This is a genomic window from Marinobacter algicola DG893, from assembly GCF_000170835.1.
GTDB classification, from domain to species: Bacteria; Pseudomonadota; Gammaproteobacteria; order Pseudomonadales; family Oleiphilaceae; genus Marinobacter; species Marinobacter algicola.
In genome coordinates this window covers 1-26,613 of record NZ_ABCP01000004.1, presented here as the reverse complement: position 1 = coordinate 26,613, position 26,613 = coordinate 1, and the positions used below count along the sequence as shown (strand labels likewise).

General features: G+C 57.4%; 29 protein-coding genes. 18 read left to right on the top strand and 11 right to left on the bottom strand.

Translation table 11 applies throughout. The features are described from left to right. The first annotated feature begins 106 nt into the window (after positions 1–106). Together MDG893_RS04965 and MDG893_RS04960 are read left to right on the top strand one after the other, a co-directional pair. Positions 107–895: a TSUP family transporter gene (locus MDG893_RS04965; protein WP_007152633.1), complete on the top strand. Its 789-nt coding sequence runs from the start codon at positions 107–109 to the stop codon at positions 893–895. Between the two features lie 154 nt (positions 896–1,049). Beyond that, a complete protein-coding gene (locus MDG893_RS04960) occupies positions 1,050–1,922 on the top strand; it encodes a diacylglycerol/lipid kinase family protein (protein ID WP_007152632.1) in 873 nt (290 codons plus the stop codon). A gap of 12 nt (positions 1,923–1,934) precedes the next feature. On the opposite strand, the gene MDG893_RS04955 is transcribed toward MDG893_RS04960, so the two are convergent. Further along, positions 1,935–2,741: a DUF1338 domain-containing protein gene (locus MDG893_RS04955; protein ID WP_007152631.1), complete on the bottom strand. Its 807-nt coding sequence runs from the start codon at positions 2,739–2,741 to the stop codon at positions 1,935–1,937. Further along, positions 2,728–3,858 (bottom strand): arginine N-succinyltransferase, encoded by a 1,131-nt coding sequence (locus MDG893_RS04950; protein WP_007152630.1) that lies wholly within the window; start codon positions 3,856–3,858, stop codon positions 2,728–2,730. The genes MDG893_RS04955 and MDG893_RS04950 overlap by 14 nt, the downstream gene beginning before the upstream one ends. 130 nt (positions 3,859–3,988) lie before the next feature. Here MDG893_RS04950 and MDG893_RS04945 point away from each other — a divergent pair, with 130 nt between their 5' ends. After that, entirely contained in the window at positions 3,989–4,417 is a 429-nt protein-coding gene (locus MDG893_RS04945; protein WP_040474313.1) for an Lrp/AsnC family transcriptional regulator, read from the top strand. Positions 4,418–5,043: 626 nt separating this feature from the next. Further along, positions 5,044–6,591 carry a peroxidase family protein gene (locus tag MDG893_RS04940; RefSeq protein WP_007152628.1) on the top strand — a complete coding sequence of 516 codons (1,548 nt, stop codon included), beginning with the start codon at positions 5,044–5,046 and terminating at the stop codon, positions 6,589–6,591. A 64-nt stretch (positions 6,592–6,655) separates the two neighbouring features. Here MDG893_RS04940 and MDG893_RS04935 read toward each other — a convergent pair whose 3' ends face one another. After that, positions 6,656–6,931, bottom strand: a complete 276-nt coding sequence (locus MDG893_RS04935) for a YebG family protein (RefSeq protein WP_007152627.1) — start codon at positions 6,929–6,931, stop codon at positions 6,656–6,658. Positions 6,932–7,137: 206 nt separating this feature from the next. Here MDG893_RS04935 and MDG893_RS04930 point away from each other — a divergent pair, with 206 nt between their 5' ends. The 4 genes from MDG893_RS04930 to MDG893_RS04915 all read left to right on the top strand — a co-directional run bounded on the left by MDG893_RS04930 (position 7,138) and on the right by MDG893_RS04915 (position 10,513). Then, positions 7,138–7,740 (top strand): LemA family protein, encoded by a 603-nt coding sequence (locus MDG893_RS04930; RefSeq protein ID WP_157132772.1) that lies wholly within the window; start codon positions 7,138–7,140, stop codon positions 7,738–7,740. Further along, the gene (locus MDG893_RS04925) at positions 7,740–8,495 is read left to right on the top strand and encodes a TPM domain-containing protein (RefSeq protein WP_007152625.1); all 756 of its coding nucleotides are present in this window, start codon (positions 7,740–7,742) and stop codon (positions 8,493–8,495) included. Before MDG893_RS04930 ends, MDG893_RS04925 begins: the two co-directional genes overlap by 1 nt. Positions 8,496–8,555: 60 nt before the next feature. Next, on the top strand, positions 8,556–9,182 hold the full coding sequence (locus tag MDG893_RS04920; protein WP_007152624.1) for a TPM domain-containing protein: 627 nt from the start codon (positions 8,556–8,558) through the stop codon (positions 9,180–9,182). An 89-nt stretch (positions 9,183–9,271) separates the two neighbouring features. After that, positions 9,272–10,513: a DUF5610 domain-containing protein gene (locus MDG893_RS04915; protein WP_157132766.1), complete on the top strand. Its 1,242-nt coding sequence runs from the start codon at positions 9,272–9,274 to the stop codon at positions 10,511–10,513. A gap of 4 nt (positions 10,514–10,517) precedes the next feature. Here the strand turns inward: MDG893_RS04915 and MDG893_RS04910 are convergent, their stop codons facing one another. Beyond that, positions 10,518–11,432 carry a glutathione S-transferase family protein gene (locus tag MDG893_RS04910; protein WP_007152622.1) on the bottom strand — a complete coding sequence of 305 codons (915 nt, stop codon included), beginning with the start codon at positions 11,430–11,432 and terminating at the stop codon, positions 10,518–10,520. 208 nt (positions 11,433–11,640) lie between these two features. On the opposite strand from MDG893_RS04910, the gene MDG893_RS04905 reads away from it, so the two are divergent. After that, positions 11,641–13,323 (top strand): AMP-binding protein, encoded by a 1,683-nt coding sequence (locus MDG893_RS04905; protein ID WP_040474332.1) that lies wholly within the window; start codon positions 11,641–11,643, stop codon positions 13,321–13,323. A gap of 93 nt (positions 13,324–13,416) precedes the next feature. On the opposite strand, the gene MDG893_RS04900 is transcribed toward MDG893_RS04905, so the two are convergent. Beyond that, on the bottom strand, positions 13,417–13,614 hold the full coding sequence (locus MDG893_RS04900) for a hypothetical protein (RefSeq protein WP_007152620.1): 198 nt from the start codon (positions 13,612–13,614) through the stop codon (positions 13,417–13,419). 127 nt (positions 13,615–13,741) lie between these two features. Here MDG893_RS04900 and MDG893_RS04895 point away from each other — a divergent pair, with 127 nt between their 5' ends. Then, on the top strand, positions 13,742–14,635 hold the full coding sequence (locus MDG893_RS04895) for a LysR family transcriptional regulator (protein WP_007152619.1): 894 nt from the start codon (positions 13,742–13,744) through the stop codon (positions 14,633–14,635). Positions 14,636–14,655: 20 nt separating this feature from the next. On the opposite strand, the gene MDG893_RS04890 is transcribed toward MDG893_RS04895, so the two are convergent. Beyond that, on the bottom strand, positions 14,656–15,309 hold the full coding sequence (locus tag MDG893_RS04890) for a transglycosylase SLT domain-containing protein (RefSeq protein WP_007152618.1): 654 nt from the start codon (positions 15,307–15,309) through the stop codon (positions 14,656–14,658). A 205-nt stretch (positions 15,310–15,514) separates the two neighbouring features. On the opposite strand from MDG893_RS04890, the gene MDG893_RS04885 reads away from it, so the two are divergent. Both MDG893_RS04885 and MDG893_RS04880 read left to right on the top strand, forming a co-directional pair. Next, entirely contained in the window at positions 15,515–16,333 is an 819-nt protein-coding gene (locus tag MDG893_RS04885) for a DUF2059 domain-containing protein (RefSeq protein ID WP_007152617.1), read from the top strand. A 74-nt stretch (positions 16,334–16,407) separates the two neighbouring features. Further along, positions 16,408–17,586 carry a M24 family metallopeptidase gene (locus MDG893_RS04880; protein ID WP_007152616.1) on the top strand — a complete coding sequence of 393 codons (1,179 nt, stop codon included), beginning with the start codon at positions 16,408–16,410 and terminating at the stop codon, positions 17,584–17,586. Positions 17,587–17,597: 11 nt separating this feature from the next. Here the strand turns inward: MDG893_RS04880 and MDG893_RS04875 are convergent, their stop codons facing one another. The 3 genes from MDG893_RS04875 to MDG893_RS04865 form a co-directional block, all read right to left on the bottom strand. Next, entirely contained in the window at positions 17,598–18,380 is a 783-nt protein-coding gene (locus MDG893_RS04875; protein WP_007152615.1) for a substrate-binding periplasmic protein, read from the bottom strand. A 92-nt stretch (positions 18,381–18,472) separates the two neighbouring features. Further along, the gene (locus MDG893_RS04870; protein WP_007152614.1) at positions 18,473–19,417 is read right to left on the bottom strand and encodes a hypothetical protein; all 945 of its coding nucleotides are present in this window, start codon (positions 19,415–19,417) and stop codon (positions 18,473–18,475) included. Further along, the gene (locus tag MDG893_RS04865) at positions 19,417–19,695 is read right to left on the bottom strand and encodes a peptidylprolyl isomerase (protein WP_007152613.1); all 279 of its coding nucleotides are present in this window, start codon (positions 19,693–19,695) and stop codon (positions 19,417–19,419) included. The genes MDG893_RS04870 and MDG893_RS04865 overlap by 1 nt, the downstream gene beginning before the upstream one ends. Positions 19,696–19,888: 193 nt before the next feature. Here MDG893_RS04865 and MDG893_RS04860 point away from each other — a divergent pair, with 193 nt between their 5' ends. Continuing rightward, the gene (locus MDG893_RS04860; RefSeq protein ID WP_007152612.1) at positions 19,889–21,475 is read left to right on the top strand and encodes an ABC-F family ATPase; all 1,587 of its coding nucleotides are present in this window, start codon (positions 19,889–19,891) and stop codon (positions 21,473–21,475) included. On the opposite strand, the gene MDG893_RS04855 is transcribed toward MDG893_RS04860, so the two are convergent. Next, positions 21,466–22,371 (bottom strand): haloalkane dehalogenase, encoded by a 906-nt coding sequence (locus MDG893_RS04855; RefSeq protein ID WP_007152611.1) that lies wholly within the window; start codon positions 22,369–22,371, stop codon positions 21,466–21,468. The genes MDG893_RS04860 and MDG893_RS04855 overlap by 10 nt on opposite strands. 170 nt (positions 22,372–22,541) lie before the next feature. Between MDG893_RS04855 and MDG893_RS04850 the strand changes: the two genes are divergently transcribed. Both MDG893_RS04850 and MDG893_RS04845 read left to right on the top strand, forming a co-directional pair. Next, positions 22,542–23,105 carry a DUF1415 domain-containing protein gene (locus MDG893_RS04850; RefSeq protein ID WP_007152610.1) on the top strand — a complete coding sequence of 188 codons (564 nt, stop codon included), beginning with the start codon at positions 22,542–22,544 and terminating at the stop codon, positions 23,103–23,105. 114 nt (positions 23,106–23,219) lie between these two features. Next, positions 23,220–23,834, top strand: a complete 615-nt coding sequence (locus tag MDG893_RS04845) for a LysE family translocator (protein WP_007152609.1) — start codon at positions 23,220–23,222, stop codon at positions 23,832–23,834. A gap of 62 nt (positions 23,835–23,896) precedes the next feature. Here the strand turns inward: MDG893_RS04845 and MDG893_RS04840 are convergent, their stop codons facing one another. After that, a complete protein-coding gene (locus MDG893_RS04840) occupies positions 23,897–24,325 on the bottom strand; it encodes an organic hydroperoxide resistance protein (protein ID WP_007152608.1) in 429 nt (142 codons plus the stop codon). 235 nt (positions 24,326–24,560) lie between these two features. Here MDG893_RS04840 and MDG893_RS04835 point away from each other — a divergent pair, with 235 nt between their 5' ends. From MDG893_RS04835 to MDG893_RS04825, 3 genes are read left to right on the top strand one after another with little or no spacing between them, the layout of a single operon-like run. Then, positions 24,561–25,415, top strand: a complete 855-nt coding sequence (locus MDG893_RS04835) for an NAD-dependent protein deacetylase (RefSeq protein WP_007152607.1) — start codon at positions 24,561–24,563, stop codon at positions 25,413–25,415. Positions 25,416–25,468: 53 nt separating this feature from the next. Continuing rightward, entirely contained in the window at positions 25,469–26,218 is a 750-nt protein-coding gene (locus MDG893_RS04830; protein WP_007152606.1) for an AzlC family ABC transporter permease, read from the top strand. Next, entirely contained in the window at positions 26,215–26,538 is a 324-nt protein-coding gene (locus MDG893_RS04825; protein WP_007152605.1) for an AzlD family protein, read from the top strand. Before MDG893_RS04830 ends, MDG893_RS04825 begins: the two co-directional genes overlap by 4 nt. Positions 26,539–26,613 lie beyond the last annotated feature (75 nt).

Genomic DNA, 26,613 nt, shown 5'->3' with positions numbered 1-26,613 from the left:
GTTGTAGAAAAGTAGCCTGTTTGTTACTGGAAGTAAGGGCTGCCCGGCAGGTATGCTCTTACCCCTTTGTGTTTGTGAACCTGGCTCCCGGAACCTCGATACCTCTATGTCTGACTTGGCGCTGTACCAGTATGTCCTGATTGGCCTTATTTTTATCTGGAGCGGATTTGTCCGTTCGGGGTTGGGATTCGGCGGGGCCGTGTTGTCCTTGCCTTTCCTGCTGCTGGTGCTGGACGATCCGCTGGTCTTCCTGCCCATCATTGCGGTGCACCTTCTGGTGTTTTCCTCCCTGACCATCTGGATGAACAATCGCAAGTCGTCGGCTACGGATGATGATGGCGTAGCGGTCGTAGGTACGGTCGACTGGCATTATCTATGGCGGATTCTGGCGATCATGATTGTGCCCAAGCTGATCGGGGTGTTCGGCCTGATCACACTGCCGTCAGAGATCATGAGCACCATTATCTTTGTGATCGTGTCCCTGTACTCGGTCTCCTACATCCTGGACCGGCCTTTTCGCAGCGGCAGCCGGGCTGTGGACGCGGTGTTTCTGATGGTGGGCGGCTACATCAGTGGTACGTCCCTGATCGGTGCCCCCTTAATCATTGCAGTCGTGGCGCAGCATCTGCCGAAAGAGCGTTTGCGGGACACTCTGTTCGCACTCTGGTTCATCCTGGTGGTGATCAAGATGGCGGCGTTTATCTGGGTGGGGGTAGACTTGCAGCTGATTCACCACTTGTGGCTGTTACCCTGCGCTGCCATTGGTCATGTCATCGGTCTTTATGTTCACGATCGCATGCTGAAGGCGGAAACACCGATCTTCTTCCGGGTGCTGGGCGTTGTGCTGCTGATCGTCAGCAGCATCGGTATGGCGAGGGTGTTGTTTCCCGGTTAACCCAACCGTGGCGTCCAGCATCGGTCTCTCTCAGTTCGTCGTTGGCGGCGTTACAGCGCCGTTAAACCTTGACCATGTTGATGGCAAGTTCCGCTCCCATGGCTTATACCTTAGTACGTCAAAAATCCAAACAGACCCAGAAAGACGGTATGCAATGGTTTACTGGTTGATGGCCAATCCCAAAGCCGGCGAAAAGGACAGTCGAGGCGCCGAGTTCTGGCGAAACTACCTGGAAAGTGCGGGCATTGTCGATATCCGGGATTGCAGCCTTGACGATAAGAGCTGGACCGAAGAGGTGGGCCCCAGGGACTTCATCCTCGCGGCTGGAGGTGATGGCTCAGTCAATGCGGCGGCCGGTTTTTGTCTTGATGCCGGCGCTACCCTGGCGGTTCTGCCTTCCGGGACCGCCAATGATTTTGCCCGCAACCTGGGGCTGCCCGACGATCCCCAGCATATCTGCAACCTGATCTCGGCGGGACGGACCCGTATGCTGGATGTTGCCGCCACTGAAAATGGTCTGTTCCTGAACGTGGCTCATATTGGGCTCGGCACATTGCCGGTTCGGGAGTCGTCGGCGGACGCCAAACGACTGCTTGGGCGCTTCAGCTATGGCGTAGCGTTGCTGCAGAAATTGCGGGTGAACCGGGGGTTCCATGGCCTCATCGAAACGGAAAAGGGAACCGTGGCCGGGCGATGGTTGACCATTGCGGTTTCCTCCGGTGCCTTTTTCGGCGGTGGCAACGAGATTCCCCAGGCATCGGCGGGGGATGGTCAGTTGGATGTCGTGGCCGTGAGGCCGCGTTCGCTGTTACAGCTTTTTATTGCCTTTCTGACGGTACGGTTGAGCCGTCACTCTCCGAAACGAACCAGTACGGTGGTCCACCTTAAAAGCCCAACTGTGTCGATCACCACCCGTTCGCGACGAACGGTCACCATGGATGGAGACATCGCTGGCCACACGCCGCTTCGTGCTCGCTGCAGGCCAGCCTGTCTGAAGGTCATCTGTGAGGAACTGGTAACGACCTGAAGGCTCTGTCCTTCAGGTCCGGCTGTCCGTGCTCTCGAAAATCTTGTCCGCCGAGGCGGCGACAAAACCACTGTAGAGCTCTCCGTCGGGCTTTGCATAGCGACGTGCGAATTCGTAGAAACAGCTCGGTATGGCCACGGTCTGATCCTTAAACCGGACGTCGGCACGATCCGCCATGGTGGAAGATTGTTCCAGCAGCTCTTCCGGAGAGCCTTTGACCTCACCTCCGGAACTGTTCACGCGATAGCCGTTGTCCTTGAGGGCCTGATTGATTTCAGCCACGGTTTTGAATCGGCTGAGATGATTGATGCTTACCGTGAAGTGGTTGGCCCGATAACCCCAAGCCGCTACCCAGGCCGCGTATTCACTTTCCTCCAGCAGGGTCTGGTAGGTGGCGTGGTCGACATCCCAGTGACGACCGGAATAGAGAAAGTCGTCCCTGGTGACGGCGGTAGGGTCCATCTGGCTCACCAGGCTTTCCACAATGGATTGCAGTGACCCGGAACACTGATCAACCAGCAACTCGGAAATGAACACCTTGGGGGCAGTCGGATCCGGATGCTGGTAGTGTTTCGCGTACAGTTTCTTGGCGTCGAAGTGATAGTCGCCGCCTTCGTGATATCCCAGCGCCAGGAAGTGCGCGGCCAGTTTGTCCAGGTTTACCTTCTCAAGATTGAAGGTTCGCAGGGCAATGTGGTCGTTCACGATGTCGCCACCCTGGGTGTCGTCCAGCAACCGGTGGATATCCTGTGCCGAGGGTGTCACCTCGCAGTAATTGTCCCAAAGGTGGCGGAACAATGTATCTCTATCGGTGTGCATGGATGGCCTCCTGTTGTTGGCGCAGTGGAATGGCTGTCGTCGCAGCGCCGCTCTGTGCGGTTGCAAGTTCCATGAATCGGACGTCTCCATCGTTGCGCAGATGGAGTGACTTTGCCAGTGCCGCCGGTACTTGCAGGAGATTGTGAGCTGGCAGGTATCTGGCCGCACTGGTGACAGTGGCGCGGAAATCCGCCGTTTCGGTGTTGGTGATGGCCAGCAGCCGCCCCTGGCCGCCCCGGTTCCATTCCTCGAGCGTCGGTCGCACATCATCGACGATCTGGATGCGGCAGCCGATGGATGTCGATACCGAGCGGATATCGGCCAGCCTTGCTTCAACGGTCGGGCCGGCATCAAACAGATCCACGTAGCCGTTGTGGCGAAACCCTTCGGCTTCCAGCATGGCCAGGGCTGGACGGGTGTGCGGGTGCACCTGCCCGATAACCGCGCGGGCGTCTTCGTCCATCAAATGGGTGTAGAGCGGGTGTCGGGGCATCAGGTCAGCGATAAAGCCATTGTCGCCCGTGCCTACCATGCGTGTCACCGTGCTGAAATCAAGATCCACGAAATGGGTCCGCAACCAATTCCAGAACGGCGACTGTCCGCCTTCGTCTGAGATGCCTCGCATTTCAGCGATGACAGTCTCGGCAAAACGCTGCGGATGTTGGGCCATAAACAGAAAGCGAACCCGGGAGAGCAGCTTGCCCGCGTGCGCGCGCCGGAACTTGGGCCGCAGGAACAGTGTGCAGATCTCGCTGCAGCCAGTGTAATGATTGCACATGTTGAGGACTTCCAGTCGGCGGAGCAGATTCAGTTCCGGCGAGTGGTGAACGACCTGGCTGCGATGATAGTGATACAGCGGGCGTCGGATGCCTACCGAGGCTTCAATGCCGGTGGTTCCCATGATTTCCCCGGTTTCCGGGTCTTCCAACACGAACAGATAGCCTTCGTCGCCCGGGGTGTCGGTATGGCGGTCAAAACTGTCCATGGAATGGCGAATTTTCTGGATCAGGAAGTCACGGTCATCGACCAGTGAGGTAAAACCGGGGCCGGATTCCACGGCAATCTGCTGCAGAGCGGCGAGGTCTGAGAGGGCAACCGGGCGGATAATCATAGACATGTCCTCATCTGCTGACCGCTGGAAGCGGAGAGTGGCAGGGCCAGTATGATGGGGAGTTATGCCATTTTGTAGCGTCAAAAAATGATAAATGATGATATATTATGGCAATTTGACCAGGAATGATGTCGATATGATCAGCAAACAGGACCAGCGGCTGCTTTTACATCTGCGCCAGAATGCCCGCTGCAGTGTCTCGGACCTGGCCAGGGCGCTGGATCTGTCGCGCTCAACGGTGCAGAACCGCATTGCAAAGCTCGAAGCGAGCGGCGTGATTCGCGGGTATTCCGTTGAGCTTGGGGGTGAGTACACGGCAACCCAGGTGGAGGCCCATGTGTCGATCAAGGTTTTCCAGAAGCTGACGGCTCGAACAAATGCAGCCCTGGAGCAGATCAGCCAGGTATCCCAGTTGTATTCTGTCAGCGGCGAGTATGATCTGATCGCCATTGTGCAGGCTCAATCCCTGGAAGAACTGAGCGCTGTTCTGGATGAGATCGGTAATCTTGAGGGCGTGGAGCGCACCAATTCAGCGGTGGTTCTGGAGACCCGTTTCAGGCGCTGATACAACGATTTCCGGAAATGGTTTGTAAAAGCTGTAATGAGTTTCAACATCTTTGCATATACGACATATCGCCTGAGTGTTGATTCCTCATTCCGGTCTATACGCAGTCAGGTGGCTGATTTTACGAGGCAATGCAGTTTAGGTCTTAGGCAAGGGTTGGTTATTGGAGCTCAAAGCTGAATAGGCCAGGGGAGTTTGACTAAAAAGTGTCAGATTTCGATACGTAGGGTGTAAAGAGAATCAGAAAATTCTGTAAATATTTCTAAAGTGCAACGATTGTGTTGGCTCTTGTCTGCAAAAGTCTCAAAGCTCGTAATTTTCCTTGCTCTCCTGCAAATGTTCCGTCGTCGCCCACCGTCAGTAATGTATGCAGGAGTCCTGATTCCCGGGCGGTCGTGGACGTTGTCCCATGTTGGCTGTCGGTCCTGGGTGTTCCTGGCTATTGTTGTTAACTGCCTGTTTGACCGAGGGATTCCGGTGGACCCATAGTTCAGTCGTTTCACTCGACACCTCGCTGGCATGGAAGCTGCTATTTCCCTGGGGCTCGTCGCGAAGGGCATGACGCCCTGGCCGTTGTTCGCGGCTTCGACGGTCTGAGGACCTGATAGTCCAAATGGGAGAGAGGAATGAATATCAAGGAAACGTTCGAAACGGGCGAAAAAACGTACAAGAAAGTCAACATGTGTCCCGGCCATGGCATGGGTGGACGGCACCCCTCACGCAAGGGGCTTGACCAGCTATCCGGCCACGATGACCCAGGCATGTTTGGTCGTATGTTTCCGGGCCTGTCGGCCCTGGATGTGCCGGATAACAAGTTACAGGCGTTGGCGGAAGCCATGCTGGATCCCGATCCGACGGACCGCTCACTGGACAATCCGGGCATTCCGGGCGGTTACACCTACTTTGGCCAGTTCGTCGACCACGACATCACGCTCGATCTGAGCTCTTTGTCCGACAAAAAAAGGGACCCATTGGGGCTGGAGAATTTCCGTACCCCGGCACTGGATCTGGATAATGTCTACGGGCTTGGCCCTGACGGCTCGCCCCACCTGTATGCCCGGAACCCGGCAGGTCCTTCGCAGCGTGGCCCCAAGTTGGTGATTGGCCGGAATATCAACGTCGATTTTGGCGGCATTACCGGCGATTTTGCCAACGACCTTCCCCGTAGCCCGGAAGGCGTGGCGTTGATTGGTGACCCGCGCAACGATGAAAACCTGCTGGTTGCGCAGACCCACCTGGCCTTCCTGAAGTTCCATAACGCTGTGTGTGACAAGCTGCAGAGCGAAGGCGTAGCAGCGGAACAACTCCTGAGTGAAGCCAGGAAAACCGTGACTTACCACTATCAGTGGATGGTGCTCCACGACTGGATGGAGCGTTTGTGCGGGGAAGGTGCGACCGACCGGATTCTCAACGATGGCCGGCAGTACTACCGGTTCAAGAAAACACCCTACATGCCGGTGGAGTTTTCAGTGGCGGCCTATCGTTTGGGGCACAGCATGGTGCGCCAGCGCTATAGCCACAACCGGATATTCGCGGATACCGGTTTTGATCTGTTGTTTGCGTTCTCCGGACTGTCTGGGGGCATCATCGGAAATCTGGCACCACAGCCTCCTACCGGGCCTACGCCAGTCAGCGTGCTACCCAGCAACTGGATTATCGATTGGCGGCGATTCCACGATCTTGACCGACCATCGTCGATGCCATTCAATCCGTCGCGGAAACTGGACCCGTTGTTGGTGGAGGAGCTTCATAATCTGCCTGGTGGCGGCGGTAACCTGGCGTTCCGTAATCTCAAGCGCGGCGTCAGCCTGGGCTTGCCTTCCGGTCAGGATGTGGCTCGTGAAATGGGCATAGCCAACGCGTTGACTGCCGATGAAATTGCGACCGGGCCGGATGGCGAGGAAGCCAAGCGCCAGGGGCTGCACGAGTCAACACCGCTGTGGTACTACATCCTGAAGGAAGCGCAGGTGAAAGAGGCTGGTAACCGGCTGGGCCCGGTTGGGGCAGCCATCGTGTCCGAGGTGTTCGTGGGGTTGATCCACGGTGATCAGCAGTCGTTCCTCTGGCAGGAGGGCAAAGACTGGAAACCATCCCTGCCGGCAGCCACGCCAGGAACCTTCACCATGGCGGATATGTTGAGGTTTGTCGGGGATATTAATCCCCTGGGGGACTGATCCGCGCGGACGTAACGAGGTGGGGAGGTGTGTGGTGAATGAGCGCCTCCCCGCCCATTCAGGTTTATGCGTCGGTGGTTTCGTTCAGCAATGAGGGTTTCTTCAGGGCCTTGGCGAACAGGTCCTTTTCCTCGGCAATGGCGAGTGCCGCCTTTTCCGCCATGGCTTCATCCAGGCCCTCAACTCGCGCCTGCAGAAACTGGGTGATTTCCTCGGCCAGTTCCAGAACTTTGTCCCGGGCATCGGCTTCGGCTTTGGACGAGAAAAGCATTGTGTCGGGGTGTTTCAGTGCCATCTCCAGTCCATCCCTCTCCGAGTAATACAGCGCTTGTACGGCCATGACGTTCTCCAGTGTGTTCCCGCACGTTGTCGTGTCTGGTGGGGTTCATTGAATCTGCGGTGAGTATACTTAAGGTATCTGTATATGTATACAGTGTTTCGGTCTGCCTGCGTGGCAGATGTCGGGCGGAAAAATGTGATAGTGTCTTAGGCCGACGATGACCAGACCCACCATCAAGGAACCGATACGCTATGCACGACCGACCCATGGCCCGCCCGGGCCGAACGCCTTTTCAGCTTGCAAGCCTGGCCTTGCTCGCCATGCTGCTCACGGGCTGCGGGATTAACAACATTCCAACGTATGACGAGCAGGTCAAATCGGCCTGGGCGCAGGTGGAAAACCAGTACCAGCGGCGTGCGGATCTGGTGCCGAACCTCGTTGAAACGGTGAAAGGTTTTGCGAATCAGGAACAGGAGACCCTGACTGCGGTCACCGAAGCCCGCTCAAAGGCCACTTCTATTCAGGTCGACGAAAGCATTCTCAACAACCCCGAGAAACTGAAACAGTTCCAGCAGGTGCAGGGTGAACTCAGCAGTGCGCTAAGCCGCCTAATGGCGGTTTCCGAACGCTACCCGGATCTGAAGTCAAACCAGAACTTCCTGGCGCTGCAGTCGCAACTGGAGGGTACGGAGAACCGTATCTCGGTTGCAAGACGTGACTTTATCCAGGCGGTTGAACGCTACAACACCGAAATCCGGACTTTTCCGGGCCGTCTCTGGCACAGCATGCTGTACAGCGACCTTGAGCTGCGGGCCAACTTCGAGGCCACTACCCCGGATGCCCAGGAAGCGCCACAGGTGGAGTTCTGATGCCGGTTCGCTTCCACCCCGTGATCGTTTTTCTGGCTTTGATTGTGCTGTGCCAGGCCAGTGCCCATGCGCAGTCCACTCCTGATTTCCCTGAACTGACCGGTCGCGTGGTGGATCAGGCCGACATGCTGCCCGCCAAAGTTGAACGTCGCCTCAGCCAGATGCTGGAGGCTCACGAGCAATCAACGACCGAACAGGTGGTTGTGGTGACGCTGCCGGATCTCCAGGGCTATGCCATTGAAGACTTTGGCTATCAGTTGGGTCGTCACTGGGGAATTGGCCAGGAGGGTGAAGACAATGGTGCGTTGTTGATGGTCGCCAAGGAAGAGCGGCGGATCCGCATCGAGGTTGGCTACGGCCTGGAAGGTCGCCTGACCGACGCCACATCCGCCACGATTATTAACCAGATCATTACCCCGGCGTTCAGGCAGGGGGATTTTGCCACCGGCATTGCCAACGGTGCCGCGGCCATGGTCCAGGTGTTGGGTGGTGAGCCGCTTGCGGTACCGAAGTCCAGGCGCTCCACGGTCGAGGACGACCGGCCCCATCCGGCGTTGGGCATCCTGTTTTTCGTCATCGTACTGATTGCGTTCTTCAGGGGCGGTGTCGGCGGCGGCCGTGGTGGCCGCAGTGTCCTGCTGGCCGGTGCGCTCGCTGGTGGTCTTGGTGGCGGTCGCGGCGGCGGTTTTGGCGGTGGTGGCTTCAGCGGCGGAGGCGGTGGCTTCGGCGGCGGTGGTGCCTCCGGCGGTTGGTAGTACCACTTCCTCAACGCGAGTAGACAGCGAACCTATTGATTCAGCAACACCGGAACGAACATGACGTTACTAACAGACAGTGAGCAACAACAGGTGGCTGCGGCCATCACAGAGGTGGAGCGTGAGACCGACGCGGAACTGGTAACAGTACTCGCCGCAGCCTCCGATGACTATTCCTACATACCCCTTCTCTGGGCCGGGGTTATTGCTCTATTGGTGCCTGGAACGATCAACTATTTTACCGGTTCGCTGGGCGCGGACTGGTTGCTGGTGGTCCAGTGGGTAACCTTTATCGTGCTATGCCTGTTGTTTCGGTTTCCCGGTGTAGGGCACCATCTGGTTCCCAGGCCTGTTCGTTACTGGCGGGCTTCCAACATGGCACGGCGGCAATTCCTGGAGCAGGACCTTCACCACACTCAAGGTGGCGTTGGTATGCTGATCTTCGTGTCAGAGGCGGAACACTATGTTGAAATCCTGGTGGACCAGGGCGTTGCCGACAAGGTCAGCGACGGCGTTTGGCAAGAGATTGTCGGCACCTTTACCAACCAGGTTCGCAGTGGCGACACCCTGGCCGGCTTTCTCGGTTGCATCGAAAGTTGCGGCCAGCACCTGCGGGAGCAGTTGCCCGCAACCCGCGAGAAAAACGAATTGCCTAATCATCTGGTGCTAATACCGAAACGTTCTTAATGCCTGCCGCCAGTCTGCCGATAAACGGGGGCAGGCTGTGGATGCATCCCATGTCCTGCCTGCAGACAGCGCTGATGAGGGGTGAGGGTATGGTTTCTCCAATTAATATTCCCGGTTCAGGCGTGCCAGGTCGCTCCGGCGCGGAGCCATCGGCAAGCCGGTCGACAAACAATGCCCCCGAGCCTACCAAGGTTCGGGAACAGGGCAGAGGGGCGATCCGCACGCCCGAGGATGCTATTAACGCACTTCGAAGCAGGCTTGAACAACAGCTTCAGCAACGGCTCGGGGCATCCGGCGCCGACGCCTCTGCCTCCACCCGAAATCGATTCGAACCGCCGACAGCCGCCGACGTGGCCAGCCGTGTGCTGGGCTTTGTCCAGCAGCGCCTGCAAGAGGAAGCGGCTGCCGGTGCAGACTCGGAGCGCCTGGCAGGCTTGCTTTCCGATGCACGCCGTGGTGTTGAGCAGGGGTTCTCCGAGGCACGGGAGCAAATCGAAGCCCTGGGGCTGATGACGGGCACACTGAGTCGTGATATCGACGACAGCTTCGCGCGTATCCAGGACGGTTTGTCTGACCTGGAATCGCGGTATCTGCAGAACGGGATGCCGTCGGAGAGCCGGGTAGCCGCGGCGATGGTGGAGAGCGCCAGCAAAGAGTCTTTTGCGTTTGAAGTCACCACTCGTGATGGTGACCGGGTCACCGTTCGCATGGAGGAGCAACGGTACTCGGCAATGTCGGCAAGTGCGCGCGAGAGTGATGGCGTCCGGTCTGAAGAAGTACGCTCGGCCAGCCTGTTTTCGGGGCGTTATGCATTCTCGGTGGAGGGCAGTCTGGATGACGGCGAGAAGGCCGCGCTCGCGGATCTTTTTGGCAAAGTGCAGCAAGTGTCTGGCCGCTTTTTCGACGGCGATATCCAGAGTGCCTTTCAAGCGGCCCAGTCGTTGAGTTTGGGCGGGGATGAACTGGCTAGCTTCAGCCTGAACCTCTCTGCTACCCGGATGGTGTCTGCCGCCGCTTACGAGTCTGTGTCCCGTGAGCCCTCAGCCAGTAAACAGCCTTCATCCAATAGAGAGCTCCCGGCAAACATGCAGTTGCGGCCGCTTGGCGGTCTTGCCCGGGATATCCAGGGGCTCGCTCAGGAGTCGGTTGCCAAAGGCATGGACCTTCAGGCAATGGAAGGACTCATGCAGAGGCTGCTGGACGATCTCCAACTGATCCAGGACGAGCGGGGCGGCGAAAACAACCCCGCGCCGCGCTCGTTAATGGATGATTTCCTATCGTCGGTGTTGGCCGCTTTTGACAGCGCCGGCCCGGAGGGCGAGCCGGCTTGAGGTATCAGGCCGGCTTGATTGCATAACCCTGTTTCGGGAAGTGGACATGGACCTGCCCGACACGCGCGTGGGAACGTTCCAGAATCAGGGTTTGCTCATCTGCGAACACCAGGCATCCTGCGACGGGGTCGCGCCCGTAGTCATCGGGTGCGACTTCGACATTCTTTCCTGTTAACTCATCATCACCGGCAGATTCAATGGCTCGCGGCGTTGCATTACGGGCAATGTCCAAGGCTTGGTCGGCGGTGATCTCTTGATGTTTGCCGTGTCCGAAGGCTTTCATTCGCTCAAGCCACGCTGCCACTTCGGGGGTGTCCCGAAGCCAGGGCTTGCCCGCCAGGTCGCAGACAAACCACAGGCCATGGTAGGCCGAAAAATCCGCGATGCAGGGAGCGTCACCAAACAGGAAGTCTTTCTCCAGCATCGACTCCATGGTTTCGATGTGCGCCATAACCTTGGCTTTTGCCTGCGGCCCCCGTACTGCTTTCACGCGGGACTTTGTGCCCATGGTGATGCGGTCCTTGAGGAAGCGTAAGGCGTTCAGCAGTGACGTCTCGCGGATCAGCTTCCGCAACAGGCGACCATCGCTGGCGGCAATCACGCAGGCAAGAAACACCTCAAGGTCCGTGGTTCGCACGAAGTCGATGACTGCTTGCGGCTGGTTGGCCAGGCTCAGTTCCGGTTTGCCGCCCAGGCGTGCGATTTCGTCAGCGATGGCGCGGCTGTCGCAGAACACATCGGCGCCACTCTGGGCCACGGGAACCTTGCGGTAACCGCCCGCCAGCGCGGAAAGCATAGGCCTGGGCGGCATCTCCCGGACAATAACGGACTGCCAGGAAAGGCCGGCGTAGCCCAGCATGGCCCGAACCTTCTCGGAAAAAGGCGACATGGCGTAGTGGTACAGAATGAACTCTTGCATGGGGTAACCCATCCTTATTAGGCAATGTTATCTGGCGCGATCCGCGAGGTTACCCTGCAATCCCGTTGGGTGAAAGGCCGGGAGTTGTCCGTGTGGGCCAGCCGGCCCGTCACCATCGCCCAGGCTTGAGGAAACCGGAAATACAGCTACTATGCTTGAGTTGCCCAAAAATAACGTCCTAGAAGACGACAACAATAAGGAGCCCTTGATGGCTGCAGACAGCAACAAGCAAACGTCCCTCCATTGCCTGTACTACTGGGCAAAGCAAACGCCCGACAAGGTATACCTGACCCAGCCATTTCCGGATGGCACCACCGAAGACATTACCTGGCAACAGGCCGCCGACCAGGTGTCCCGGATGTCGGCTCACTTGGCAACCCTGGGCCTGCCGGAACGCAGCAATGTCGCCATTCTTGGCAAGAACAGCGCGCACTGGATCCTGTCAGACCTTGCCATTTGGGCTGCCGGCCACGTTTCAGTTCCGCTATACCCGACGCTCAATGGTGACACCGCAGTCTATGTGCTGGAGCACAGCGAAGCAAAACTGCTGTTCCTGGGGAAGTTGGACGGCAAGGCGGATGGCTGGAACGATATCAAGGGCCATATTCCCGGGGACATGCCGGTTATCTCTTTGCCGATGTCACCCCGGGACGACACGCCGAAGTGGCTGGACATTATCGCCCAGCAGCAGCCGGCAGAGCCCAGCTTGCCGGACCCTGATGACCTGGCCACCCTTGTTTATACGTCTGGAAGCACCGGTCGCCCCAAAGGCGTTATGCACAGTTTTCGCACCATGATTTCCGTCGCCGATGGGCTGCAGCAGATATTCCCGGTCACCCAGGATGAAAGAATGCTTTCCTATCTGCCCCTTGCCCACGTTGCTGAACGTGCGGCCGTGGAAACCCAGTCGCTTTATTACGGGTTCCACCTGTATTTTGCCAATTCCCTGGACACCTTCCAGGAAGATTTGCAGCGGGCCCGGCCGACCCTGTTCTTCTCGGTGCCCAGGCTGTGGATGAAGTTCTATCTGGCCATTAACAGCAAGTTGCCGCCGAAGAAGCAGAAGGTGCTGTTCAATATTCCGGTACTGAACAAGCTGGTGAAGAAGAAGGTATTGAGGCAGTTGGGTCTGGATCACTGCCGTGCGGCCCTGACAGGGGCGGCACCGCTCTCGGGCGAGATTATTGGCTGGTACCGGAACCTTGGGCTGGAACTGCTGGAGGTGTATGGGATGTCGGAGAATTTCGGCTATTCTCATGCCAACCGCCCGGGCCGGGCCAAAGTGGGTACCGTGGGTGTCACTAACCCTGGTGCGGAGCATCGTCTGGCTGAGAATGGCGAGGTGCAGGTCAAGAGCCCCGGCCAGATGCTGGGCTACTATAAAAACGAAGAGAAAACCCGCGAGGATGTTACCGACGACGGCTTCCTTAAAACCGGGGATATGGGCGAGATCGACAGCGAGGGGTATCTGCGCATCACGGGTCGCGTCAAGGATCTGTTCAAAACCTCCAAGGGCAAGTATGTGGTGCCAGTGCCCATCGAAAGCCGCTTCAATCATCCCAAGGCCGAGGTTGTGTGTGTGGCCGGAGCCAACCAACCTCAGCCCTGCCTGATGGTTCTGTTATCCGAAGAAGCCCGGGAAGCACTGGAAGCCGGTGGCAGTCGTGATGAGCTGGAGAGGGAGCTGGCAGCGGAGCTCGACGCGGTGAACAGTGCGTGCGAGGCCCATGAGAAGCTGGCGTTCGTGGTGGTGGTGAAAGAACCCTGGACCATGGAAAACGGCATGCTCACACCCACCATGAAGATCAAGCGGAATGTGATCGAGGACTTCTACAACCGCAAAATGGACGAGTGGTTTGGCAAGAAGCAAAAGGTGATCTGGGAGTTCTGATCCCAAAACGAAAACACCGGTGGGCCTGAATATCCAGGGCCACCGGTGTTTTCGAAATCTGTCTTCCCTTACGCCTTCCCTACAGGTGCGGGCTTAGTGCTCGCCCTGCATCATCTGGGGCATCTCCGGCGACGCGGTTGCTGCCTTCTTTCTCAAGGAATTCACTTTCCGACTGATTATCTGTACCGCCTGCCTTGCAGCTGCACGGGTATACTGGCGCCTGACCTCAGTACTGTTGTGGAGGATACTTGACGGCAGCGGGTTTACGGTTGCGATATGGTCTTGAGTCATAGCGCCTTCCTCCTTATCTGGTGGATTAAAAATATTGGTTAGCTGACTATATAAAGAAGTTTACGGCTTCGTATTTGCAGTTTAAATACGTTAAACTCCGTACTCACGTTGCAAATATGCAGTATCTATGGATTGGGATTATCTTCGATATATACACGCCCTGGCAATAGGGGGAACCCTTGCCAAAGCGGGTGAAATACTGAGCGTTCACCAGACCACGGTGCTTCGCCGCCTGGACCAGATGGAAGAGCAGATGGGCGTTCAGTTCTTTGAGCGCAACCGGGATGGTCTGCAACTCACACCTGTGGGGGAAACCGCATTTCGCGAAGCCGAAAGGCTGGCCGCTGATATGGAAAATCTTGAACGACAGTTGGTCGGGCAGGATTCAGCTCCGGTCGGCAAGGTCCGGTTGGCGGCGACCGACACCATGGTGAATGCCCTTATCAGTCCGATGATTGCAGAGCTCGTCCGGGAATACCCGGACATTGAACTGGAAGTGCTCACCGACAACGATGTGCTGAACCTGAGCCACCGCGAGGCAGACCTGACACTGCGGCCGGTGAACAAACCCCAGGCCACACTTGAAGGGGAGCGCATAGGTACGATTGAATCGGCCATCTACGGCGCTGCCAGCTACTGTAAGCGTCATACTGACCTGGATCTTGAGCAGTCACCGGAACAGGCGCTCTGGATTCTGCCGGATGAGAGCTTCAGCCACCTTGCAACGGGGCGGTGGTATCGCAAGCACCTGAAGAACGCGTCGTCCATCATCCGCTGCAACAGTCTCCAGGCCATGCATGCCCTGGCGCGGGCCGGGGCAGGACTGGCGGCGTTGCCCTGCTACCTGGGCGACAGTACGAAGGAGCTAACGCGCCTGTCGGAGCCACTCGACGGTGAGGGCGTTGACCTGTGGCTGATGGTGAACCACGACACACAACAAATGGCCCGGGTAAGGATAGTGATGGAGTTCCTGACCGCCAGTCTGGCCCGGCTGACACCCCGGGTGGAAGGCGAGAGCTGAAGCCCAATCATGGTCTGTGCTTACCAGTCACCACAGAAGGGCCAGAACTGGTAGAAACGCCAGCACTGGAATTCCTCCTCGCAGGTCTGGAGCTGGCGGTCGTAGCGGAAGGCCCGGTTCTGGACCCGAGTGGCCAGTGACCTTACCTCCGGCTTGGCGAGGTAACTCTGTCGCTGGTAGCCGGTCCTGCCTTCGTGGTAGGCGAGGTACAGTTTTTCGGGGCTGGTGAGAGGAATGCCCACGTCTCTCCGGGTCAGGTGGTTATACCAGCCCACGAAATCGAGTGCGTATTTCATGTTGGTTCTTACTACGGACAGACCGTCTCCGTTTGCGGCCAGGTACTCGGCCCATGCCGGGTCGAGCGCCTGGGCGTAGCCATAGGCGGATGTTGGCCGGCGCCAGGGAATGAACCCCAGCAGGCGGGTCCGTGGTGGGCGGGCGTGGCTGCGAAACGACGATTCGTAGTAGACAAAGGCCAGCTGCGTTGCAATCGGAGTGCCCCAGCGCTCCTTTGAACGGCTCGCATAGTCGTACCATACCGGATGCTCACGGAAGATTTCACAGACGTCTTCCGGATTTGCCGGTGGGTCTGGCTCCAACAGACTGAAACGCATGATGGCGACAATGGTGATTGCCAGCCCCAAGCCCAGCGTTGGTAGGCCATACCACCGCATTCGGGACTTCCAGATTTTCACTCGGCTGCTTCTAAGCCGGCTGAGTCGTCTGTTTTTCGGTCGATTACGGCGTTTCTTCATGGGCGGGACCGGGCCCTGTCACTCCACACTACAAAATGGTCATCTGTTACTGGCCGGCTTTGCTTGCAGCTCCCGCCGGCTCCATGGCATAACGAGATTCTCGTTACCAGAGGATACTAGATTCATGCGCGCACTATCCCAAGTTAAACCGGCATTACTTTTTCTTTTGCTGGTCTGCGGCTCTGCCACCGCAAGCCCACTGGCGGACTCGGTGCTCCGGGTGTCGCCCATTGATGAGGTTGTCGCCCAGTACCCGGCGATGATGAGCCAGGGCATCCGCCAGGGTCTGAAACAAAGCGGACGGGTTGAGCCATTTGTTGCCAACACCATCAGCAGCGTTGTGAGTAATGCGTTCAGCGTTGCCGAGATTCGCGCGCGACTGGTGGAAGATCTGGACCAGGGGCTCAGCGAGGGGCAACTGAACTCGGTATTGGCCTGGTATAAGACGCCGCTGGCAGAGAAAATTTCCAAGGCCGAGGTGGCCGCCTCCAACCCTGACTCCTGGAAGCAGGTGGAAGCCAATGCTGCGGCGTTGCAGGAGCAATATAAGGGTAGCGAAAGGGCCAAACTGTTTACCCGCTTTGACCGGGCTGCCCGCGCAACGGAGAGTGCCGTGGATACCACCGTCGCTGTGCAGTTGGGGTTGGCCTCCGCCATGGCGGCGTTCAACGGTAGCAAGGGCCCAACCTTCGAACAGCTTCAGAAAAAAATCGAGAACCAACGCGGCATGTTGCGGGGTATGGTCGCCCAGCAGGTTTACGATGGCTACCTCTACACCTATCAGGATCTCAGCCCTTCCGAGTTGAAGGCGTACATCGAGTTTCTCGAAAGTGATGCCGGCTCGGCATTCACCCGGGTAGTCACCAACAGCGTTCAGACTTCGATTACAGAACCGGTGGAATCCATCGGCAACCAGTTGGTGCGCTTTTTTAATCCGCGCTGACACCGACAAAGATTGAAAAGCCACTGTTTTGGGTCCAGTCTCCAGTAGTAACTTTCCGCAGCGGAGACGGCCCCATGGATTTCAATGCCTACCAGCAAACCCTGGCCACCGAACTCAGGGGCCGGGAATGTCCTTTTCCCGAGGCGGAGTACCAACAGCGTCTCAAACACCTTCGCGCCAGGATGCTTTCAGAGGGCCTCGGAGCCGTTCTGTTAACCGACCCGTCCGACCTGTTTTATCTGACCGGTTACAGTACCTTTGAAGTGTCCGTTCATGTTGCCCTGGTGGTCACGGCCGACACGATAACCCTTCAAGTGCCCTCCATCGAAACCGGTCCCGCCATGGTGACCACCCGGGTAGATCACGTTATCGGTTATCGTTGGGAAGGTGTAGGCGATGTGCTTGACCCCCTGGCTCACGCGCTGACCGGGCAAGGCGGAAAGGTTGGCGTTGATTACTGGCATGGCTCCCTCCGCCAGGGGGTCCTGGAAGGGCTCAAACAGCGACTTCCGGATACGCCGTTTGTCGATGCGTCCGGCCTGCTGAAAAGCATCCGTATCGTGAAATCACCCGCGGAGATTGACTGTCTGCGGCAGAGTGCCCGCATCACGGGCCAGGGCATCGAAGCCGCGGCTGCGTCCATCCGCCCCGGTATGACCGACAACGACATCGCAGCCGTCGGTGCCGAAAGCCTTCTGGCGGGCGGCAGTGAATTCATGAGCATGCAGCCTATCGTAACGGTCGGGCTGCGCAGCAGTGTCATCCACACCAATCACAAGCGCTGCCGGATCGAAGACGGCGATACGGTGTTCCTTGAGTTTGGCGCTGCCTGGCAACGTTACACGGCACCGATGATGCGTACGCTGGTGGCGGGTCAGCCGTCGGCCAGGATGCGGGCGGTTTTCGACGGTTGCCGTCGCGTGGTGGATACCCTTAAGGCATCCATGGTGCCGGGCCAAACTTTCGATTCCGCCGCCAGGGCTGCGGAGCAGGTTATGGCCCCACTGGCCAGTGAGGTGTTTTTCTCCGGGGTGTTTGGCTACACGGTGGGGGCGCAGTTTCCCCCGTCATGGGTGGAAGGGTCCGGTTTTATCGCCCGGGGAGAGTCGACGGTGTTCCAGCCGGGGATGGTGTTTCATCTACCCATTTGCCTGAGGATTCCGGGGCAGTGGGGCATGGGGTGCAGCGATACGGTACTGGTGGGAGAGCATGGTGGTGAACCGCTGACGGCGAACCCCTGGCGGCTCGACTGAATGTAAACCGGCTACTTTCTCACTTCGTTCAGTGATGCCTGGGGCTTGGTTTCAAAATAGGTGTCGTAGCGGCCATTTTCCCGAAACATCTGCAAGCGCTTGTTGAAGACCTCTCGCAGGACTTGTGTTTCCGGTTCGTTGGCCGGGAACAGCACGAAGCTTTGATTCTCCAGAATAGGCTCCGGGTGATGGGTAATCTGACTGGTTTCCTGTGGATCCGTTTCCCTGCGAAGAATGTAGTAGCCAACGTTGATTTCTTCCGGGAAGGCATCAATCCGGCCAAATAGCAGGCGGCGGAAATTAAGTTCCGTGGAGGCGACCCATTCCACGTTCAGGGTACCGTTCTCGATGGCGCTATCGAATTCGGGGCCGTAGCTGTATCCGATGCTTCCCCCAAGCGTAAGGTCGGCAAGGTCCTGCATCTGGTTCCATTCAATGGGCGTATCCTTGCGGTAAAACAGCACGAAGCGCTCGTTCATCACCGGATCACTGTAGAGGAAGTCTTTCTGTCGGTCGGCGGTGTACATCCAGATGGCTGTGGCGTCGTGCCTGCCATTCGCGGCTTCACGATAGGCACGTTTCCAGGGCAGGAAGTGGAATTTGACCGTGTAACCTTCCGCCGCAAAGATGTCTCTGACCAGCCGGGCAACCGTGCCCTGACCAGGCTCACTCTCCACGAAAAAGGGAGGCCAGTCGCCAACGCTAATGCTCAGTTGTCGCTCGCCATCATCTGCTAATGCCGGAACCGACCACAACACAACCAGCGCAACGAAGTACGCTTTTAAAGCTTTCATGCAATCGCCTACACAAGGATGTTGCAAAGAGAGGCAAGGAGATACCTTACGGGTGCTTCTCCTTTTGATAGTAGACCAGGGATAATGATCCGTCATTCCAGCCGAATGTCACGCAGGTAGAGGGTCTTGGGCTCTGGCAGTGCAACCGTGAACAGAATCAGCCGCCTGATGGCCTGCATATTCATTGATCGGCCTTTCGGGGCTGTCCTGATCCTGTCGAGGTCCAGTTCGAATTGGTTGGGGCCGGGCGCCAGGGGGAGACGGGTGTTGAAGCGGTCATTGTAGTCGTTGTCGCCCAGGTCATGCTCCATGTCGTTGATTCTCAGAATCATTGGCAATGGGTGATCCTGAGGGTTGTACAAATTGATGACGAGGCGGTCATAGTCACGCCAGTCTTCGGGTAAATTGTGTAGGGAAACTCCTGAATAACGCGCTGTGGACAGGGATATCCTCAGTGCACGGTTATGGGTGTTTATAGCATGGTCGGTTACCGGCTCTATGACGCCGTCCCAAAATGGCGAAGGGTCTGGCTGGCGGAAGTCGTAGAGTGTCGGCAATAGTTGGCTGACGCGGTACTGCTGAATGGCGATTCTTGCCGTGGCGCCGATTTCCGCAACCAGCAGCGCGGTCACAATGAGCCTCAATGGCCAGACCTGCCGGGTGAGCGAGGCCCGTGGCCGCACGGCCAGGATGGTCCATACGCCTACCTGGTTGCGGAGGATATCCTGCCAGTCCATCTGGCGGCTGGTTCCGTGTTGAAGCAGTTCGATGCCAGTGCCCAGTACGAGTACGGCAAGGGTGCCAATGCCCCAGAGAGACCATCCCGTCCAGATCCGCCAGGGCTGAATGGCCAGGGTCGACAGAGCGAAGAACAGGATGTGCCCGAGATTCCAGGCGGACTTGAACAACGGCCCATCGGACCAACCGGGGCCGCCGACAAAAAACAGAGGTGCAATCAGAATCATGCCCGCAAACGCCAGATACCGGAATATCTGGGCGTTGCGGGCAGGCCGGTACATTGGCAGGTTTAAGGCCATTAGCTCCGGCTGGTCACTTCCAGCAGGTGGTAGCCGAACTGGGTTTTTACCGGGCCGAGCACTTTGTTCACTTCACCACTGAAAACCACCTTGTCGAATTCCGGAACCATCTGGCCCGGGCCGAACGCGCCCAGGTCGCCGCCGTTGCGGCCAGAGGGGCAGGAAGAATGTTGCTTCGCCACTTCCGCGAAGTCCTGGCCGCCTTCAATGGCTAGCTTCAGCTCTTCGCATTTTGCTTCGCTGTCTACAAGGATGTGACGCGCGGTTGCCTGTGTCATGGTGTGGTTTCCTTTTTTCGATTGAGGATTATGTTGCAATCACCGAGGGTGAAATGCTGCCCGCACTGGGCCGTTGAGGCAAGCGCTTTTTATCCGTGTTTCTGCTGTCTCACGGTTTGGGCCACAAACCTGTACAATGCCGGCTTTTCTTTCGCCGGCCCGTGCCCGGTCTTCACTCTCAGCAGGTCTATTCTTGATATCCACCGCGAACATTACCATGCAGTTCGGGGCCAAACCCCTTTTCGAAAACGTCTCCGTCAAATTCGGCAATGGCAACCGCTACGGTCTGATCGGCGCCAATGGCTGCGGCAAGTCCACGTTCATGAAAATCCTCGGCGGTGACCTGGAGCCGTCGGCCGGCCAGGTCATGGTGGACCAGAACCAGCGGCTGGGTAAGCTGCGCCAGGATCAGTTTGCCTACGAGGACTGCTCGGTGATTGATACGGTCATTATGGGCCACGAAGAGCTCTGGCGCGTAAAAGCCGAGCGGGATCGTATCTACTCGCTTGCGGAAATGAGTGAGGAAGACGGCATGGCCGTGGCGGACCTGGAGGTGCAGTTCGCCGAGATGGACGGCTATACCGCCGACGCCCGTGCCGGCGAACTGCTGCTGGGCCTTGATATTCCCCTGGAACAGCACAACGGTCCCATGAGCGCTGTTGCGCCAGGCTGGAAGCTGCGAGTTCTGCTGGCCCAGGCGTTGTTCTCCGACCCCGATATCCTGTTGCTGGACGAGCCCACCAACCATCTGGACATCAATACCATTCGCTGGCTGGAAAACATCCTGGTGGCCCGCAACAGCACCATGATCATCATTTCCCACGATCGCCACTTCCTGAACAGCGTGTGCACCCACATGGCGGACCTGGATTATGGTGAACTTCGGCTGTTCCCGGGCAACTACGACGAATACATGACCGCTGCCACCCAGGCCCGTGAGCGCATGCTGTCGGATAATGCCAAGAAGAAAGCCCAGATCGCCGAGTTGCAGCAGTTTGTCAGTCGCTTTTCCGCCAACGCTTCCAAAGCCAAGCAGGCGACCTCCCGCGCTCGTCAAATCGACAAGATCCAGTTGGAGGAAGTCAAACCGTCCAGTCGGGTAAGCCCGTTCATCCGGTTTGAGCAGACCAAGAAGCTACATCGCCAGGCGGTAACGCTGAAGGAGTTCACCAAGGGTTTCGATGGCAAGCCCCTGTTCGACAGAATGAATCTGCAGATCGAAGCGGGGGAACGGGTGGCCATCATCGGGCCCAACGGCATCGGTAAAACCACGCTGATGCAATGTATGGCCGGTGCCATGGCGCCTGACAGCGGTGATGTTAAGTGGACCGACAGTGCCCAGGTAGGCTACTACGCCCAGGATCACGGCGCCGACTTTGAGGAGGATATGGATCTGACCGAGTGGATGTCGCAATGGACCACCGGCGGAGAACAGCTGGTTAGGGGAACCCTCGGCCGCATGCTGTTTTCAGGGGATGATATCGGTAAATCGGTGAAAGTCATTTCGGGCGGAGAGCAGGGCCGCATGCTGTTCGGCAAGCTGATTTTGGAGAAACCCAACGTCATGCTGATGGACGAGCCCACCAACCACCTGGATATGGAATCCATCGAAGCCCTGAACCTGGCGCTGGAAAATTACCCGGGCACGCTGGTGTTTGTCAGCCATGACCGGGAGTTCGTTTCATCCCTTGCCACTCGAATTATTGAACTGAAGGCTGACGGCATAACTGACTTCAGCGGTAGTTACGACGACTACCTGCGAAGCCAGGGTTACGTCTGATCGCTTTCGTCCAGGCGGGCCAGCAGGGCATTGATCGCCCCCGCAAACTCAACCGGTGAGTCTTCCTGCAGGAAGTGTCCGCCGGTAAGGGTGGTGTGCGGCTGGTTCTTCGCGCCGGGAATTCTCTCCTGCATATAGCGGTCGCCGCCCCGGGTGATCGGGTCGCCGTTGCTGAAGGTGGTCAGGAACGGCTTCTTCCATTGCTCCAGAACCTTCCAGGCCTCGCGATTGGCCGCGCTGGCGGGATTGTCCGGTGTCACCGGCACCAGTTTCGGGAAAGCGCGGGCACCGGCTTTGTACTTTTTGTCGGGGAATGGCGCATCGTAGGCACGGCGCTCGTCGGGGCCCAATGTGCGGAAGCTTCCGGCATTGATAATGCGGGCAATGGGAAACCAGGGGCTGTATAGGGCGAAGTTCTTCCACAACTGGAACGCTTTGGGCACGGGCTGGTCGCCGGTAGGCAGCATGCCATTACCGACAACGATGGCGCGGAACCGGTCCGGGTTTTCCGCCGCCAGTCTCAGGCCGAGAAGAGATCCCCAGTCCTGGCATACGAGGGTGATGTTCTGTAGGTCGGTCTGTTCCAGAAACGCCTGCATCCAGTCCATGTGGCTCTGGTAACTGTAAGCGTTGATGTCCGTGGGTTTGTCGGATTTACCAAAACCGATCAGGTCCGGCGCGATCACCCGGTGCCCTGCGGCTGCGCAGATGGGAATCATATGGCGGTAGAGGTATGACCAGGAAGGCTCGCCGTGCATCATCAGCACCGGGCTGGCGTCCGATGGGCCTTCATCGACGTAATGCATGCGCAGTCCGTCGACCTCCACGTAATGAGGGGCAAACGGATAATCCAGCAGGCGTTCAAATCGTTTATCAGGTGTTCGCAGCGCGTTCATCGTGTTCTCCGGCATCGGTCACGAAATTATTGTAAGCTTGCTTAACGTATCATGACTTATCCCGGCTGTGTTGGTTGCTTTCAGTCTTTTTCGGCACTTTTTGAGTACTCTGGCAGCATTTTCGCCACCCTTCACCCCCCCCCTTTTTTTTAACGTATGGGAGTTCCAACTTGGAGAGTAAAACGGTTCTGGCCGCCACGCGGCGGTGGGTGTCAGAGGTGGTCATTGGTCTCAATCTGTGTCCATTTGCCCGTCGGGAGTTGGTGAATGAGCGCATTCGATTTGTGGTCACGGATGCCAACTCTGAGGAGGGGCTGTTAACTTCACTGCAGGAAGAAATGATGCATCTGGACCAGCATCCGGAAGTCGAGACAACGCTACTTGTGCACCCCGAAGTGCTGACAAACTTCTTGGACTACAACGACTTTCTCGATGCCGCAGACGGTCTTCTTGTGCATCTCGAGTTGGACGGGGAGTATCAGATTGCCAGTTTTCATCCTGACTACCAGTTTGGTGGTACCCTTCCAACTGACGCCGAAAACTACACCAATCGCTCTCCTTACCCGATGCTGCACCTGCTGAGGGAGCGCAGTCTGGAGCGTGCCATCGCCGGCTACCCCGGAACGGAATCGATACCGGAGCAGAACATCGAGCTGATGAATCGATTGGGTGCAGGTCACATGCGCGAGCTGTTGATCCGGGCTTTGTACCCGCAGAAAAGCTTTGACGGGTAATGAGCCTCTCAACTGTTATGGTCAAAAAAACACACTTCTGAGTCTGTTTCGCTGGCAGCCCGCTTTGTAGGATTTACGAGGAACGAATTGGTAACAGGGAGCTTGGCAAGCAACATGGAAATCTTATTAAGCGTATTGCTCTTCGCGCTGGTATCGACGGTGACACCGGGCCCGAACAACATCATGATCATGACATCGGGCGTCAATTTTGGGGTGTGGCGAACGCTGCCTCACTATCTCGGCATCTGTATCGGCTTTCCCGCCATGGTGGTTGCGATCAGCCTGGGCCTGGGGAAAGTGTTTGAAGCATTTCCGCAGTTGCATTTGGTGATCAAGGTTCTTGGCATAACCTATTTGCTGTATCTCGCCTGGCGAATCGCGACCACAGCCACAGAAATCGACGGTGAGAAAACCAGCAAGCCGTTGTCGTTCCTTCAGGCGGCGGCCTTCCAATGGGTGAATCCCAAGGCCTGGGTCATGGCGGTTGGCGCGCTGGCGACGTTCACTACGGTCAGCAGTGGCGAAGTGTTGCAGCAGTCATTCTGGATCGGGCTGACCTTTTTACTGGTCAGCGTGCCCTGTGTCGGCAGCTGGATGCTTGGTGGGGCAGGGTTGCGGAAACTACTGCGCAAGCCATTGTATCGACGGATGTTCAATTGGACCATGGGCGCGCTGCTTGCGCTGTCGGTGATTCCCATGTTGTCGGTGGAAACCGCAAAGCTGGTCTAGTCGGTTTCTGACAGCGGGTGTACGTGCCCGCTGTCAGAATTCCGTGATCGACCAGGTCGATATCAATCCACTCGGGTCAATGTCACATCGATGTTGCCACGGGTAGCGTTGGAATAGGGGCACACCTGGTGGGCCGCATCAATCAGCTGCTTTGCCTTGCTATCGTCCATGCCCGGCAGAGAGATTTTCAGTTCCACCTCAATCCCGAAGCCTCCGGGAATCTGGCCGATGCCGACCACGCCCTCAATGGACGCATCCTCTGGCATGGGAAGCTTGTCCCGGCCAGCAACAAACTTCATGGCGCCGATGAAGCACGCAGAATAACCGGCCGCGAACAACTGCTCCGGGTTGGAGCCTTTGCCGCCGGCACCGCCCATTTCTTTCGGTGTTGTCAGCTCAACATCAAGAACGCCGTCCGAGGAGATGGCCCGGCCGTCACGGCCACCGGTGGCTTCTGCTGACGCGCGATAAACAACCTGTTCAATAGACATGTTTCGACTCTCCTTTATGCGCATTACTAACGCATCGTGTGTTGATCATTTTATAACGCGATCAATGGTTGCACAAAATTAAATTTTGCACAATACAAATAGCGCAATGTGCCCCAGCAAAAAGTTTTCCGGTTGCTACCATTGGCAGCGGCGGGTTTGCTCCCTAAAGTAAAGAGGTTTCCCAACGAGTGCGAGTGTGATGCCTGTCATTCCAAAACCGGTCAAAGGTATAACAATGCCGGCTGCTGACCAGCCACTGGAGCTGCATTCTTCCGAACAGGCGGGAGCCATGCTGGCGGAGTTCATCCACCGTCATCCTGGCCTGGTGGTATTGACGGGAGCCGGTGTCAGTACCGATTCCGGCATTCCTGATTATCGGGACGGCGATGGTGCGTGGAAACGTAAACAGCCGGTTCAGCATCAGGATTTCATGACAAACACGATGGTTCGCCAGCGATACTGGGGGCGAAGCCTGATTGGCTGGCCGATCATCCGCAATGCCAGACCCAACACAGCGCATCATCATGTTGCTGAGTTGGAATTTCGCCGACACAGCCGCCTGCTCGTCACCCAGAATGTGGATCGCCTGCATCAGCAGGCGGGTAGCCGTTCGGTAACGGATTTGCACGGCAGGGCCGACGAGGTTATCTGTATGGAGTGCGGGTATCGCTGCAAGCGGGACGAAGTCCATGAGCGCTGTGCGGACATGAACCCGACGTTTGAGCGCTATTCCGCGAGTGCCGCGCCGGATGGTGACGCAGATCTGGAGGTGGACTTCTCTGAGTTTCGGATTGCGGATTGCCCCTTTTGCGACGGCATCCTCAAACCGGATGTGGTGTTTTTCGGGGACTACGTGCCCAAAGACCGGGTGACGTCGACACTGGACACGCTCAAGACGTGTGATGGCCTGTTGGTGATCGGTTCTTCGTTGATGGTCTATTCCGGATTTCGGTTTTGTCGCTATGCCAAGGAATGGGGCAAACCCATGGCGACACTGAACCTGGGCCGTACCCGTGCCGATTCGCTGGTGGACCTGAAACTAAACGCCGGCATCAGCGATACCCTGTCCTACACTCTGGGCCAGCTCTGACTCTTCGGCATCTACCTATACGCATCTGAAGCTGGTTTCATTAGCTTGCTCAGATGAACGTTCATACATATTCCTACCAGCTTCAACCCGAAAAAGTCCGCGCGGAATTTTTCCGGCTTCTTCCCATCTCGCTATTTGTGGTGGCGTTCGGCGCTGCCTTTGGCTTGGTAGCCCTCCAGAAAGGCCTGGAGCCACTGCAGGCGATACTCATGAGCACCACGGTATTTGCGGGCGCTTCCCAGTTTGCCGCTGTCGATATGTGGGGTAGCGAGGTATCGCTGATTCCGTTGATGGCTGTTGTATTCGCCATTAATTCCCGCCATCTGCTGATGGGGGCTTCCCTGTACCCCATGCTCAGGGATGTGTCCCCGGGGCGACGCTATGGCCTACTGCTACTCCTGACTGACGCCAACTGGGCTGTTTCCGCACAGGAATACCAGAGCGGTAAGCGCAACCTCGAAGTCATCCTTGGTGGCGGTCTTGTTCTGTGGGTGGCGTGGATTATCGGAACCTGGCTCGGCGTTTACTTCGGTGGGTTGCTGCAGAACCCCAAAGCACTGGGCCTGGATATGGTTCTCGGTTGTTTCCTGCTGGCCATGGCGCTTGGAGGCAACAAGTCACCGCGGACACTGGTAGCCTGGACGGTTGCAGCGATCTCGTCACTGGCTGCCTGGAAGTGGCTGCCGCCCAATACCCACGTGGTTGTAGGTGCGTTGGCAGGTGGCGCTATTGGTTTTTTCTGGATGGAAAAGAAGTCCGGTGAGGGTAGTCCGGCGACGGATGAGGAGGGCAGTCCATCATGACGGTTGAAACCACGGTTGCCGGAACCCTGGCCCTGATTGCCATCATGACGCTTGTCACCCTGGCGACGCGCTTCGGCGGTGTGTTCCTGATGTCGTTCGTAACGATCAACCCCCGAATCGAAAGCTTCATCAACACCATGGCCAGTTCGGTGCTGATCGCGATCATCGTCCCCATGGCGGTAAGCGGCGATGCTGGCTCATTGGCAGCGCTGGTTGTCACTGCGATCATCATGCTGGCTACGAAAAAGCCTTTACCCGCTATCGCAGCCGGTATTGTAACTGCGGGGTTAGTCCGTTACTTAGGAGTCACAGCACTGTAAGGCCATCTGAATCTACGGCGGGGCACGAACGGTCTCCCAAAAATGTGCGGAGCCATGGATGGCGGAGCCCAAGCG

Excerpts from the sequence above, each read along its gene's own strand:
- MDG893_RS04915 (WP_157132766.1), top strand. The coding sequence starts at position 9,272 with ATGGTTTCTCCAATTAATATTCCCGGTTCAGGCGTGCCAGGTCGCTCC.
- MDG893_RS04960 (WP_007152632.1), top strand. The coding sequence starts at position 1,050 with ATGGTTTACTGGTTGATGGCCAATCCCAAAGCCGGCGAAAAGGACAGT.
- MDG893_RS04835 (WP_007152607.1), top strand. The coding sequence starts at position 24,561 with ATGCCGGCTGCTGACCAGCCACTGGAGCTGCATTCTTCCGAACAGGCG.
- MDG893_RS04855 (WP_007152611.1), bottom strand. The coding sequence starts at position 22,371 with ATGAACGCGCTGCGAACACCTGATAAACGATTTGAACGCCTGCTGGAT.
- MDG893_RS04865 (WP_007152613.1), bottom strand. The coding sequence starts at position 19,695 with ATGACACAGGCAACCGCGCGTCACATCCTTGTAGACAGCGAAGCAAAA.
- MDG893_RS04890 (WP_007152618.1), bottom strand. The coding sequence starts at position 15,309 with ATGCGGTGGTATGGCCTACCAACGCTGGGCTTGGGGCTGGCAATCACC.
- MDG893_RS04965 (WP_007152633.1), top strand. The coding sequence starts at position 107 with ATGTCTGACTTGGCGCTGTACCAGTATGTCCTGATTGGCCTTATTTTT.
- MDG893_RS04870 (WP_007152614.1), bottom strand. The coding sequence starts at position 19,417 with ATGGCCTTAAACCTGCCAATGTACCGGCCTGCCCGCAACGCCCAGATA.
- MDG893_RS04840 (WP_007152608.1), bottom strand. The coding sequence starts at position 24,325 with ATGTCTATTGAACAGGTTGTTTATCGCGCGTCAGCAGAAGCCACCGGT.
- MDG893_RS04830 (WP_007152606.1), top strand. The coding sequence starts at position 25,469 with ATGAACGTTCATACATATTCCTACCAGCTTCAACCCGAAAAAGTCCGC.
- MDG893_RS04925 (WP_007152625.1), top strand. The coding sequence starts at position 7,740 with ATGCCGGTTCGCTTCCACCCCGTGATCGTTTTTCTGGCTTTGATTGTG.
- MDG893_RS04875 (WP_007152615.1), bottom strand. The coding sequence starts at position 18,380 with ATGAAAGCTTTAAAAGCGTACTTCGTTGCGCTGGTTGTGTTGTGGTCG.
- MDG893_RS04845 (WP_007152609.1), top strand. The coding sequence starts at position 23,220 with ATGGAAATCTTATTAAGCGTATTGCTCTTCGCGCTGGTATCGACGGTG.
- MDG893_RS04955 (WP_007152631.1), bottom strand. The coding sequence starts at position 2,741 with ATGCACACCGATAGAGATACATTGTTCCGCCACCTTTGGGACAATTAC.
- MDG893_RS04940 (WP_007152628.1), top strand. The coding sequence starts at position 5,044 with ATGAATATCAAGGAAACGTTCGAAACGGGCGAAAAAACGTACAAGAAA.
- MDG893_RS04905 (WP_040474332.1), top strand. The coding sequence starts at position 11,641 with ATGGCTGCAGACAGCAACAAGCAAACGTCCCTCCATTGCCTGTACTAC.
- MDG893_RS04935 (WP_007152627.1), bottom strand. The coding sequence starts at position 6,931 with ATGGCCGTACAAGCGCTGTATTACTCGGAGAGGGATGGACTGGAGATG.
- MDG893_RS04950 (WP_007152630.1), bottom strand. The coding sequence starts at position 3,858 with ATGTCTATGATTATCCGCCCGGTTGCCCTCTCAGACCTCGCCGCTCTG.
- MDG893_RS04945 (WP_040474313.1), top strand. The coding sequence starts at position 3,989 with ATGATCAGCAAACAGGACCAGCGGCTGCTTTTACATCTGCGCCAGAAT.
- MDG893_RS04900 (WP_007152620.1), bottom strand. The coding sequence starts at position 13,614 with ATGACTCAAGACCATATCGCAACCGTAAACCCGCTGCCGTCAAGTATC.
- MDG893_RS04825 (WP_007152605.1), top strand. The coding sequence starts at position 26,215 with ATGACGGTTGAAACCACGGTTGCCGGAACCCTGGCCCTGATTGCCATC.
- MDG893_RS04880 (WP_007152616.1), top strand. The coding sequence starts at position 16,408 with ATGGATTTCAATGCCTACCAGCAAACCCTGGCCACCGAACTCAGGGGC.
- MDG893_RS04910 (WP_007152622.1), bottom strand. The coding sequence starts at position 11,432 with ATGCAAGAGTTCATTCTGTACCACTACGCCATGTCGCCTTTTTCCGAG.
- MDG893_RS04885 (WP_007152617.1), top strand. The coding sequence starts at position 15,515 with ATGCGCGCACTATCCCAAGTTAAACCGGCATTACTTTTTCTTTTGCTG.
- MDG893_RS04920 (WP_007152624.1), top strand. The coding sequence starts at position 8,556 with ATGACGTTACTAACAGACAGTGAGCAACAACAGGTGGCTGCGGCCATC.
- MDG893_RS04930 (WP_157132772.1), top strand. The coding sequence starts at position 7,138 with ATGGCCCGCCCGGGCCGAACGCCTTTTCAGCTTGCAAGCCTGGCCTTG.
- MDG893_RS04895 (WP_007152619.1), top strand. The coding sequence starts at position 13,742 with ATGGATTGGGATTATCTTCGATATATACACGCCCTGGCAATAGGGGGA.